The 11549-nt window shown below is 69.5% G+C and carries 10 protein-coding genes; 5 read left to right on the top strand and 5 right to left on the bottom strand.

All coding sequences use genetic code 11. From position 1 onward, the window contains the following. Positions 1 to 41 precede the first annotated feature (41 nt). Genes J0695_RS26190 through J0695_RS26200 form a run of 3 tightly spaced genes read right to left on the bottom strand, consistent with a single transcriptional unit; the run spans position 42 to position 1898 of the window. Positions 42 to 500 carry an NUDIX hydrolase gene (locus J0695_RS26190; protein ID WP_206965916.1) on the bottom strand — a complete coding sequence of 153 codons (459 nt, stop codon included), beginning with the start codon at positions 498 to 500 and terminating at the stop codon, positions 42 to 44. A gap of 40 nt (positions 501 to 540) precedes the next feature. Continuing rightward, on the bottom strand, positions 541 to 1434 hold the full coding sequence (locus tag J0695_RS26195; protein WP_206965917.1) for a pyridoxamine 5'-phosphate oxidase family protein: 894 nt from the start codon (positions 1432 to 1434) through the stop codon (positions 541 to 543). A gap of 14 nt (positions 1435 to 1448) precedes the next feature. Continuing rightward, positions 1449 to 1898, bottom strand: a complete 450-nt coding sequence (locus J0695_RS26200; protein WP_206965919.1) for a VOC family protein — start codon at positions 1896 to 1898, stop codon at positions 1449 to 1451. 115 nt (positions 1899 to 2013) lie between these two features. Here J0695_RS26200 and J0695_RS26205 point away from each other — a divergent pair, with 115 nt between their 5' ends. The 3 genes from J0695_RS26205 (at position 2014) to J0695_RS26215 (ending at position 7210) form a co-directional block, all read left to right on the top strand. Continuing rightward, positions 2014 to 2556, top strand: a complete 543-nt coding sequence (locus J0695_RS26205; protein WP_206965920.1) for a CGNR zinc finger domain-containing protein — start codon at positions 2014 to 2016, stop codon at positions 2554 to 2556. Between the two features lie 171 nt (positions 2557 to 2727). Beyond that, the gene (locus J0695_RS26210; protein WP_206965922.1) at positions 2728 to 6036 is read left to right on the top strand and encodes a S8 family serine peptidase; all 3309 of its coding nucleotides are present in this window, start codon (positions 2728 to 2730) and stop codon (positions 6034 to 6036) included. A 157-nt stretch (positions 6037 to 6193) separates the two neighbouring features. Beyond that, positions 6194 to 7210: an aspartate-semialdehyde dehydrogenase gene (locus J0695_RS26215; RefSeq protein ID WP_206965924.1), complete on the top strand. Its 1017-nt coding sequence runs from the start codon at positions 6194 to 6196 to the stop codon at positions 7208 to 7210. Between the two features lie 18 nt (positions 7211 to 7228). Here J0695_RS26215 and J0695_RS26220 read toward each other — a convergent pair whose 3' ends face one another. Further along, positions 7229 to 7771 (bottom strand): DUF1203 domain-containing protein, encoded by a 543-nt coding sequence (locus J0695_RS26220; protein WP_206965926.1) that lies wholly within the window; start codon positions 7769 to 7771, stop codon positions 7229 to 7231. A gap of 65 nt (positions 7772 to 7836) precedes the next feature. After that, entirely contained in the window at positions 7837 to 8388 is a 552-nt protein-coding gene (locus J0695_RS26225) for a hypothetical protein (RefSeq protein WP_206965927.1), read from the bottom strand. 103 nt (positions 8389 to 8491) lie between these two features. Between J0695_RS26225 and J0695_RS26230 the strand changes: the two genes are divergently transcribed. Together J0695_RS26230 and pepN are read left to right on the top strand one after the other, a co-directional pair. Continuing rightward, a complete protein-coding gene (locus tag J0695_RS26230; RefSeq protein ID WP_206965929.1) occupies positions 8492 to 9010 on the top strand; it encodes a PadR family transcriptional regulator in 519 nt (172 codons plus the stop codon). A gap of 86 nt (positions 9011 to 9096) precedes the next feature. Beyond that, positions 9097 to 11549: aminopeptidase N (gene pepN / locus J0695_RS26235; protein ID WP_206965931.1), on the top strand; the 2453-nt coding region annotated here is incomplete at its 3' end.

Consider the following 11549-nt stretch of genomic DNA (forward strand, 5'->3'; position numbering starts at 1 on the left):
CGGCCGCCGCTGGGGCGGGCCCCGGAGCGCTCATGCGCCGTTCACCGCGCGGGGAAGGAGGCCCGCCCCAGCGGCGGCCGGTCGCGCCACAGCTCAAGTCCGACGTCGACGAGTTCGACGCGCTGGAGGTCGTCGACCGCGGTCAGGGGGTGCCAGGCGGCGAGGTCGGTGGAGCCGCCCTGCTCGGGCCGGAGCTCGCCGCCGGTGATGCGTCCCTCGTAGACGATGCGCAGCCCGTGGAAGTCCGCGAACATGCCGAGCTTGCGCGGATAGCGGCGCGTGATGGAGTCGATGCCGAGCAGCCGCACCGGCTCCACGGTGTAGCCGGTCTCCTCGTCGAGTTCACGGACGACCGTGTCGACGGGGTCCTCCGCGTGGTCCATCCCACCGCCGGGCAGCGTCCAGCGCTTGGTGCCGTCCCCGGCCACCCAGCGCGCGAGAAGGACCTGTTCGTCGCGTACGCAGACGGCGTACGCCGCCACCCTCAGCTCCTTGTTCATTGGCTGAGGCTAGTACCTGACGGGGTGTACGTGGCCGCCCTTACGGGAGCCGCGGGTTGGCGGGCGAGCAGTCGGGGGGCGACCAGCGCAGGGGGCTCGCGGAGTCGGCCCGGACCGTCCGGTCGATCTCGAAGCGGGTCCGGCGTTCGCCGGTGGTCCCGTCGAACGCCGTACGCGCCGTTCCCGTGAGCTGGAGCGTGTCTCCGGTCGCCCAGTCGAGGACGAGGATCCCGGCACGCGGATCGGTCTCCAGGTTCCCCAGGGTCAGGAACATCGCGTTGCCGGGGTAGTCGCGCCAGCTGAGCGCCGAAGGGGACTCCACCGTGATGAACCCCGGGTTCCCCCCGCGGTGACTGGCGTCCATGCCGCCGGAGGAGGCGGTCGCGGTGGTCGCGGTGGTCGCGATGAAGAAGGTGTCGGCGGCGCGGAGGAACCTCTCCTGGTCGGGGGTGAGGTGCCCGCCGCGCCGCACGGCACCGGTCGGGTGGGTTGCGTCGGGGGCGAGGAGATCGCGGCGCTGGATGTACTTGGGGCAGTTGGCGAAGACCTCGTCCGCCTCCACGGCCAGGCCGCGCGGGGTGGTGCGGGCGGTTCCGTTGAGGCGCATACGGCGGCGGGTGCGCGGGTCGAGGGCGATCGTGCCGACGGGGCCTTCGAGGGCGCCGTACAGAGGGTCGTCCTCGGTGGGACCGCCGGTCACGGAGATCGACCGGGGGCCCGTGGCCCGTACGAAACCGGGACGGCCGGTGAGCAGCGAGGCCCAGATCCGGTCCTCGCCGTCCGCCGCCCCGATCACCAGCATCGGCTGGATTCCGAGGAAGGCGGCGGCCACCGGCTTGATGCCGTCCCCGATGGAGCGGCCGACGTGTTCGGCCTGCGCGCGGACGCCGACGCGGCCCTGCACGGTGAGCGATCCCTGGTGGTACGTGGCCATGGCGGGGCCTCCTTCTAGAAGAAGCCGCAGGTGGGCGCGGTGGCGGAGGGTGCGGGGGCTTCCTCGGCGCCGGCCGGGGCGTAGATCTCCAGCCGGGTGCCGTCGGGGTCGTGGAAGAAGATGCCGCCGGAGGAGGCGCCCTCGTGGTGGGCGACCACGCCGTCGTGGGCGAAGTCGGCTCCATGGGAGCGGAGTTGCTCTTCGGCTGCCTTGACGTCCTCGATCGCGTCCACCTGGAAGGCGAGGTGGTGCAGACCGGCGAGCGCGCGGTCGTACGCACCGTCGGCCTGCTGCCAGAGCGTGAGGACCAGGGTGCCGTCCTGACCGAGGAAGGCGTAGCGGCTCTCACCCTCCTTGCCCTCGCCGAGCACCTGGAAGCCGAGGACGTCCGCGTAGAAGACCAGCGAACGGTCGAGGTCGGTGACGTTCAGGCCGACATGGCCGGTGCGAAGAGTGCTGGGCATGGGACGCCTCCGTCGATGGGGTATCTAACCTCTCACTTCGACTTTAGGGGTTACGATGAGTGGACGTCAACCGGTCACGTACCCTTGAGCGGTTAGCACCGAAAGGACGTCAGGGATGACCGCCACCGACCCCCGGCCACTCATCGGCGAGCCGGTCTCCCTCGACCTGCTCAATACGCGCTGGATGCACGAGGGCGTACGACAGGACCTGCTGACCGGGGTCGACGAGCTGGCGATCTGGCTGAGGAGCGTGGGTCTCGACGGGCGCTTCACCGCCGACGAGGCGACGCTGACGCATCTGCTCACCGCCCGCGACGCACTGGACGGACTGGTCGACAGCCCCGGTGACGCGCACGCCGCCGCCCGGCTGGATGCCGTACTGGACCACGGCCGCATCCGGGCCACGCTCACCGCCGATGGCCCCGGCGAGCGGCCCGAGTTCACGGACCCCGCCTGGGGCGCCGCCTGGACGGCCGCCCGCGACTACCTCGATCTGCTGCGCACCGCCCCCGACCGGATCCGCGGCTGCGCGCACGAATCGTGCATTCTGCACTTCTTCGACACCTCACGGAACGGCACCCGGCGCTGGTGCTCGATGGCCGGCTGCGGCAACCGCGCCAAAGCCTCACGGCACTACGCGCGCAGCCGCGACAACTGAGGTCCCGTACGCCCCAATTGCACCGCCATGCACCCGATGACGCATGGCGGAAATACGCCATGGCTCCATCCCGCCAGGGTCAAGTCTCCCCAAAATCACGCCATATAAGTAAAGCTGACCGGTCATCCGGCACCGAATTCCGGACCCTTATCGACACCTCCAGGGATGCTGATGACCTCCGAATCCCCTCGCTCCATATCCGGGGCGAGACGCGCGGCCCGTATAGCGGCCGCAGCCGGTCTGGTGGCCGCGCTGGCCGCCTCCGGCGCCGCCCCCGTCTTCGCCGCGAACACCGACGATCCGGCCCCCGTCGCACCGAAGTCCTCCTCGGACAAGCTCGGTTCGTCCGACGCGAAGCTCCTCGACGAAGCCCAGGCGAAGGGCGACAAGACCATCACGGTCATGGTCGCCACCGCCCCCGGCGCCACCGAGCAGGTGAGCAAGCAGCTCGACGCCATCCAGGGCGCCAGCATCGGCAAGACCGACGACAAGCTCGGTTACGTACGGGCGACGATCCCCACCGCCAAGGCGGACGCGGCGATCAAGGCGGCGGAGAAGCTGTCGGCCGTCAACGGCATCGACCTCAAGCACGCGGTCGAGCTGGACGACCCGACGCCGGCCGCCGACACCGCCAAGGGCGCGAAGTCGCAGGCCAGCGCCGGGACGTACGCCGCTCCCGGCAAGGACACCCCCGCGAAGAACCCGTACAACCCGTCGCACGAGACGGGTGCGGTCGACTTCGTGAAGCAGCACCCCAAGGCCGACGGCCGCGGAGTGACCATCGGCATCCTGGACTCCGGAGTCGACCTCGGTCACCCGGCGCTGCAGAAGACCACCACCGGCGAGCGCAAGATCGTCGACTGGGTGACGGCCACGGACCCGATCCTCGACGGTGACGGCAGCTGGCGCCCGATGATCACCTCGGTGACGGGCCCGACCTTCACGTACGGCACCCGGACCTACAAGGCTGCCCCTGGTGCGTACCAGATCAGCACCTTCAAGGAGTCCGTCACCGCCGGCGGCGACGAGGCGGGCGACGTCAACCGTGACGGCGACACCACCGACAGCTGGGGCGTGCTGTACGACGCCAAGGCCGGCACGGTGACCGTCGACGTGAACGACAACGGTGACTTCACCGACGACGCCGCGATGCAGCCGTACAAGGACAAGTTCCAGGTCGGCTACTTCGGCACGGACGACCCGGCGACCCAGGTCGTCGAGCGCATCCCGTTCGTCGTCGAGATCCGCAAGAGCGTCCCGATGGACCCGTACGGCGGCGACTGGGTCGGCAAGAAGGCCGACTTCGTCAACATCGGCATCATCGCGTCCGAGCACGGCACGCACGTCGCGGGCATCACCGCCGCCAACGGCCTGTTCGGCGGCAAGATGAGCGGCGCCGCCCCCGGCGCGAAGATCGTCTCCTCGCGCGCCTGCACCTTCGGCCCGGGCTGCACCAACGTCGCGCTGACCGAGGGCATGATCGACCTCGTCACCAACCGCCACGTCGACATCGTCAACATGTCGATCGGCGGCCTGCCGGCGCTCAACGACGGCAACAACGCGCGCGCCCTGCTCTACAAGCGCCTCATCGACACCTACGGCGTCCAGCTGGTCATCTCGGCCGGCAACGAGGGCCCGGGCGTCAACACCATCGGTGACCCCGGTCTCGCGGACCACGTCATCTCGGTCGGTGCGACCATCTCCAAGGAGACCTGGGCGTCCAACTACGGCTCGGGTGTCTCGAAGTCGTACAACATGATGCCGTTCTCCTCCCGCGGCCCGCGTGAGGACGGCGGCTTCACGCCGACGCTCTCCGCCCCGGGTGCGGCGATCAACACGACGCAGACCTGGCTGCCCGGTTCGCCGGTGAAGGAGTCGGGTTACACCCTGCCGGCCGGCTACTCGATGCTCCAGGGCACCTCGATGGCTTCCCCGCAGGCGACCGGCGCGACCGCGCTGCTCATCTCGGCCGCCAAGCAGCAGCACATCGAGCTGGCGCCCGCCGATCTGCGCACCGCGCTGACGTCGACCGCCACGCACATCAAGGGTGTTCAGGCATACGCCGAGGGCGCGGGCCTGATCAACATCCTGGGCGCCTGGGACTCGATCAAGGACGGCGCGACCGCCCACGAGTACACGGTCAAGGCCCCGGTCGACACCGCGATCTCCTACGCGCTCCAGACGCCGGGCTTCGGCACCGGCATCTACGACCGCGAGGGCGGCCTGCAGGCCGGGCAGAAGAAGACGTACGACGTCACCATCACCCGCACCACCGGTCCCGACCGCGCGGTGAAGCACAAGCTGTCGCTGAAGAACAACGACGGCACCTGGCGCATCCTGGGTGACGACGAGGTCGCGCTGCCGCTGGCCACGCCGGTCACCGTCAAGGTCCAGGCGCGTCCGGACTCCGGCGGCGTGCACAGCGCCATCCTCGAGGTGAACGACAAGCGCACCGAGGGCGTGGACCAGCAGATCATGGTCACCGCCGTCGTCTCGACGGCGCTCGCCTCGCCGTCGTACACCTTCAAGGACTCGGACTCGGTGCAGCGCAACAGCACCAAGTCGTACTTCGTCACCGTCCCGGCGGGCGCGAAGACCCTTGAGGTCGGCATGAGCGCACTCCGCTCGGGCAGCCAGACCCGCTTCATCTCGATCCACCCGTACGGTGTCGCGGTCGACGACACGGGGACGCCGAGCTGCTACCCGAACTACGACAACCCGGCCAACACCTGCCGTCCGGATCTGCGTTCCTACGCGGACCCGACGCCGGGCGTCTGGGAGATCGAGGTCGAGTCGCGGCGTACCTCGCCGTACCTGGACAACCCGTACAAGCTGGATGTCGCGCTCCTCGGCGCCACCTTCGACCCGGCGGTCAAGGTGATCCCCGAGGCGAAGATCGGCACCCCGGCCGCGGTGGACTGGAAGGTCACCAACGGCTTCGCCGCCATCACCGGCGGCAAGCTGAAGGGCGGCTCGCTCGGTTCCGCGAAGGTCGCCAAGCCGACCATCGCGCAGGACGAGACGCAGACCTCCACGGTCACCATCGGTGCGGGCGTCGAGCGTCTGGACGTCGCCATCGGCGGCGTCTCCGACACCTCGGCCGACCTCGACCTCACGGTCTACAAGGACGGCGTGCAGGTCGGCCAGTCCGCGGACGGCGACTCGGAGGAGGCGGTCAGCCTCACCAAGCCCGCCGCCGGTACGTACACCATCGAGGTCGCTGGTTACTCGGTCCCGTCCGGATCGACGACCTACAACTACCGCGATGTGTACTACGCCCCGTCGCTCGGTGCGGTCTCGGTCGACGAGTCGAAGGCCATCTCGCTGGCCAACGGCGCATCGGCCCAGGTCAGCGCCACGGTGACTGTCGCCAGTGCGGCCCCTGAGGGCCGTGAGTTCTTCGGCGAGGTCCTGCTGGTGAACGGCCGCGGCACCGTCGCGGGCACCGGCAGCGTCCAGATCGAGAAGGTCACGCCGTAACGGAAGTCACTTCCGGGCTGTACGGCAGCGGGGCGGGCGCTCTTCGGAGCTTCCGCCCCGCTGTCCGTTTCCCGGACAATGGATTGGACAAGCCGCCCCAGGACATACGCATCATGGGACAACACGCTGGTCAGCAGTCACATACGGAGGAGTCACCGTGAGGGTCGGAATCGTCGGAGCCACCGGTCAGGTCGGCACAGTCATGCGCAAGATCCTGGTGGAGCGGAACTTTCCCCTCGACGAGCTGCGCCTGTTCGCCTCCGCGCGCTCGGCGGGCACGACCGTGGACGGTGTGACGGTCGAGGACGCCTCCACCGCCGACTACTCCGGCCTGGACATCGTGCTCTTCTCCGCCGGTGGCGCCACCTCCAAGGCTCTCGCCGAGAAGGTCGCGTCCCAGGGCGCCGTCGTGATCGACAACTCCTCCGCCTGGCGCCGTGACCCCGAGGTCCCGCTGGTCGTCTCCGAGGTCAACCCGCACGCGATCGCGAACCGCCCCAAGGGCATCATCGCCAACCCGAACTGCACCACCATGGCCGCGATGCCGGTCCTGCGCCCCCTCCACGACGAGGCCGGCCTGACCGCGATGGTCGCCACCACCTACCAGGCCGTCTCCGGTTCCGGCCTGGCCGGCGTGGCCGAGCTGCACGGGCAGGCCCTCAAGGTCACCGAGTCCGCCGACCAGCTGACCTTCGACGGCGAGGCCGTGGACTTCCCCGAGCCCACCGTCTACAAGCGCCCCATCGCCTTCAACGTCCTGCCTCTCGCGGGTTCGATCGTCGACGACGGCTCCTTCGAGACCGACGAGGAGCAGAAGCTCCGCAACGAGTCCCGCAAGATCCTGGAGATCCCGGAGCTGAAGGTCTCCGGCACCTGTGTCCGGGTCCCGGTCTTCTCCGGCCACTCCCTCCAGATCAACGCCCGCTTTACCCGCCCCCTGAGCGTGGAACGCGCCTACGAGGTGCTGCAGGACGCCCCCGGCGTCGAGCTCTCCGAGATCCCGACCCCGCTCCAGGCCGCCGGCAGCGACGTCAGCTACGTGGGCCGTATCCGGAACGACGAGACCGCCGAGAACGCTCTCGCGCTCTTCCTCTCGGGCGACAACCTCCGCAAGGGCGCCGCGCTCAACGCCGTCCAGATCGCCGAGCTCGTGGCCCAGGAGCTCAAGGGCTGAAGAGCTGAGGACTGAGCCCTAGTTGACCTGGGGCTCGACGCCCCTGCGCACCTCGAAGTGGAAGCAGCCGTACTCGACGGCCCTGATGTGCACCAGGGCGACCTCGGGCTCGGCGAAGGCTTCCGCCAGGGCCGAATCGAACCCTCCCCCGGACTCCGTCCGGGAGGTGCCCCCTGCGGCCGTCTCCGGTATCTCCAGGAGGCGGCCGCCGACTATGTGCCCCTCCGCGTTGTAGCGGCGAAGGGTGCGCAGGGCGCCGGGGCGGCTGAAGGGGTAGTCGTCGGCGTCGACAGCGGGGCCCTCGCAGGGGTCCGCGTGGATGAAGACCGGGCCCTGCTCGTCGTAGGCGCCCGGCTTGGCCCAGGTCTCGGCCGCCCAGCGGCGCAGCGGCGCGTAGGAGACGAGGGCGATCTCCTCGCCGGGAAGGGCGAGGCGCAGGCAGCAGCGGAGCGGGGAGCCCTCGGTGGCCGTGTACGGGACGCAGGGCCGGCCCGCGTCGTCGGTGTCGCGGAGCTCCTTGAGGGCCGTCGGCTGGATCGGGAGTGCGGTGTAGTTCGTCATGGCTCCAGACTCCTTCCGGCGGGTGGCCGTTTCCGGCGGTATTCGGACGTTGCGCTCGGCCGGGCTCAGGCCTTGGTGATCCGGGCCCTGGCACGCTCCGGGTAGCGGGCGGTGAAGACCGCGGCGACCGCGAAGCCGGCGACCTGGACGGCGGTGGACACTCCGCTGCCGAGGTCGTTGGCGTAGACGGCGACCAGCACGGCGGCCGTCACGGTGAAGGAGGCCGCCCAGAAGGCGGTGATCACGACATTGATCCTGCGGAAGAGCGGTGTGTGCCAGACCTCGCGCGGGGCCTGCTTGCGGGCTATGCCGATGGTGAAGGGGCGGCCCACGGCGAGCGTGGCCCAGGCGGTCACGGCCAGCCAGCCGAAGGAGAGCGTGCCGCTGTAGTCCTGGAGGCCGCTGTCGGGGCGGGCGAAGGCGAAGGCGGTGAGGGCCGCGAAGTAGGCGACGGTGCTGATCTCCAGGATCTTCGCACCGGCGCTCTCGCCCGCCTGGCGGTCGTTGACCAGCAGCCAGGCGCCGAGCACCAGACCCGTCAGCGCGCCCCACTGCCAGCCGGCGGAGGAGACGACGGCGAAAGCGATCCACGGGATGAAGCCGCGCAGATAGTTCATGACAGATTCCCTCGTTCGGTCCGGCGGTGCGTTCCAAGTTCGACAGGTCAAAAGTAGAAGGTCCTGCATTGACGTGTCAAGAGTGGAAGGTAAAGTGGTGTCCATGAGCCTTCGCCATGCTGTTCTCGGGCTGCTCGCCGAAAAGCCGGCCAGTGGCTACGACCTGATGAAACTGTTCGAGTCCTCGCTGTCCAACGCCTGGCCGGCGACCCAGAGCCAGGTGTACGGGGAGCTGGGCAAGCTCACCGACGCCGGCCTCATCGAGGTGGTCGCGGAAGGCCCTCGCGGGCGCAAGGAATACGCCATCACCGAGCCCGGCCTCGCCGAGCTGCGGCACTGGCTCACCGAGGTCGAGCCCAGCCGGGTCAGACGCAGCGATCTGCTGCTGCGGGTCTTCTTCCTCGGCGTGCTGACCCCGCTGGAGGCCAGGACCTACCTGGCCACCGAGGCCGCCCGCGCCGAGCGGCAGCGCAAGGGGCTCACAGAGCTGGAGGCCTCGATCGACTGGGGCGACGACCCGATCTCGGTGCACGGGCGGCTGGCCCTTGAGTACGGACTGCGGATCAGCACCGCCCAGGAGGAGTGGGCGCGCTGGGCCGCCGGCCAGCTCGAAGCCGGCTGAGCCCACCCGAAGCGGCCGCCCCCTGCTCCCCGCCGCCGCGGCGTGGAAGGATGGCCGGAAACGTCACATACCGAGGAGATGCCCAGGTGCCTGGCACGAATCTGACCCGCGACGAGGCGCAGCAGCGGGCGCGTCTGCTCACCGTCGGCTCGTACGAGATCGATCTCGATCTGAGCGGCGCACAGGAGGGCGGCACCTACCGGTCCGTGACCACCGTGCGCTTCGACAGCGCCGAGGCCGGGGCCGAGACCTTCATCGACCTGGTCGCGCCCGAGGTGCACGAGGTCGTGCTCAACGGCGAGGCGCTGGACGCCAAGGCCGCCTTCCAGGACTCGCGCATCGCACTGCCCGGTCTGCAGTCGGGGCCGAACGAGCTGCGCGTCGTCGCGGACTGCGCGTACACGAACACCGGCGAGGGACTCCACCGGTTCGTCGACCCGGTGGACGAACAGGCCTATCTCTACACCCAGTTCGAGGTCCCGGACGCGCGGCGCGTGTTCGCCTCCTTCGAGCAGCCCGACCTCAAGGCGACCTTCCAGTTCACCGTTAAGGCCCCCGAGGGCTGGACCGTGATCTCCAACTCGCCGACGCCGGAGCCCAAGGACCATGTGTGGTCCTTCGAGCCGACGCCCCGGATCTCCTCGTACATCACGGCGCTGATCGTCGGTCCGTACCACTCGGTGCACAGCAGTTACGAGAAGGACGGCCAGTCCGTACCGCTCGGCATCTACTGCCGTCCCTCGCTGGCCGAGTTCCTCGACTCCGACGCGATCTTCGACGTCACCCGTCAGGGCTTCGACTGGTTCCAGGAGAAGTTCGACTACGCCTACCCGTTCGCCAAGTACGACCAGCTCTTCGTGCCGGAGTTCAACGCGGGCGCGATGGAGAACGCGGGCGCGGTCACCATCCGCGACCAGTACGTCTTCCGGTCGAAGGTGACGGACGCGGCGTACGAGACGCGCGCCGAGACGATCCTGCACGAGCTCGCCCACATGTGGTTCGGCGACCTGGTCACCATGGAGTGGTGGAACGACCTGTGGCTGAACGAGTCGTTCGCCACGTACACCTCCATCGCCTGCCAGGCGTACGCCGAGGGCTCCAAGTGGCCGCACTCCTGGACCACGTTCGCCAACTCGATGAAGACCTGGGCCTACCGGCAGGACCAGCTGCCGTCCACCCACCCGATCATGGCCGACATCCGTGACCTGGACGACGTCCTGGTCAACTTCGACGGCATCACCTACGCCAAGGGCGCGAGCGTGCTCAAGCAGCTCGTGGCGTACGTGGGCATGGACGAGTTCTTCCGGGGCGTACAGGCCTACTTCAAGGCGCACGCCTTCGGGAACACCCGGCTGAGCGATCTGCTCGGCGCCCTGGAGGAGACCTCAGGACGCGACCTGAAGACCTGGTCGAAGGCGTGGCTGGAGACCGCGGGCATCAATGTGCTGCGGCCCGAGATCGAGGTCGACGGGGACGGGGTGGTCACCTCGTTCTTCGTGAAGCAGGAGGCGCCCGCGCTGCCCGCCGGCGCGAAGGGCGAGCCGACGCTGCGCCCGCACCGGATCGCCATCGGCTGCTACGACCTCCAGGACGGCAAGCTCGTCCGGACGAGCCGGATCGAGCTCGACGTCGACGGGGAGCGCACCGAAGTGCCGTTCCCTGCCGGGACCGTGCGTCCTGATGTCGTCCTGCTCAACGACGACGACCTCAGTTACGCGAAGGTGCGCCTCGACGAGGAGTCGCTGCGGGTCGTCACCGCGCATCTGGGCGACTTCACCGAGTCGCTGCCGCGCGCGCTGTGCTGGGCCTCCGCCTGGGACATGACGCGTGACGGCGAGCTGGCCACCCGCGACTACCTGGCACTGGTCCTTTCGGGCATCGGCAAGGAGTCGGACATCGGTGTGGTGCAGTCGCTGCACCGCCAGGTGAAGATGGCGCTCGACCTGTACGCGGCGCCCGAGTGGCGCGACGCCGGTCTGACGCAGTGGACGGACGCGACCCTGGCGCACCTGCGGGGTGCGGAGCCGGGCAGCGATCACCAGCTGGCCTGGGCCAGGGCCTTCGCCGCCACGGCGCGTCTGCCCCTCCAGCTCGACCTGCTGCACGGACTGCTCGAGGGCACGGAGTCCGTCGAGGGTCTGGCCGTCGACACCGAGCTGCGGTGGGCCTTCGTGCAGCGGCTGGCCGCGGTCGGGCGTTTCGACGCGGAGGAGATCGAGGCCGAGCTCGTACGCGACAAGACGTCCGCGGGCGAGCGGCATGCCGCGTCGGCGCGGTCCGCGCGGCCCGTCGAGGCGGCGAAGGCGGAGGCGTGGGCCTCTGTCGTGGAGTCCGACAAGCTGCCGAACTCCCTGCAGGAGGCCGTGATCGGCGGTTTTGTACAGACCGATCAGCGCGAGCTGCTGGCGCCGTACACGGAGAAGTTCTTCGCCGCGGTCAAGGGCGTCTGGGACTCCCGCAGCCATGAGATGGCGCAGCAGGTGGCCGTCGGCCTCTACCCGGTGCTGCAGGTGTCGCAGGCGACGCTGGACGCGACGGA

The organism is Streptomyces beijiangensis (assembly GCF_017315755.1).
Taxonomy (GTDB): Bacteria; Actinomycetota; Actinomycetes; order Streptomycetales; family Streptomycetaceae; genus Streptomyces; species Streptomyces beijiangensis.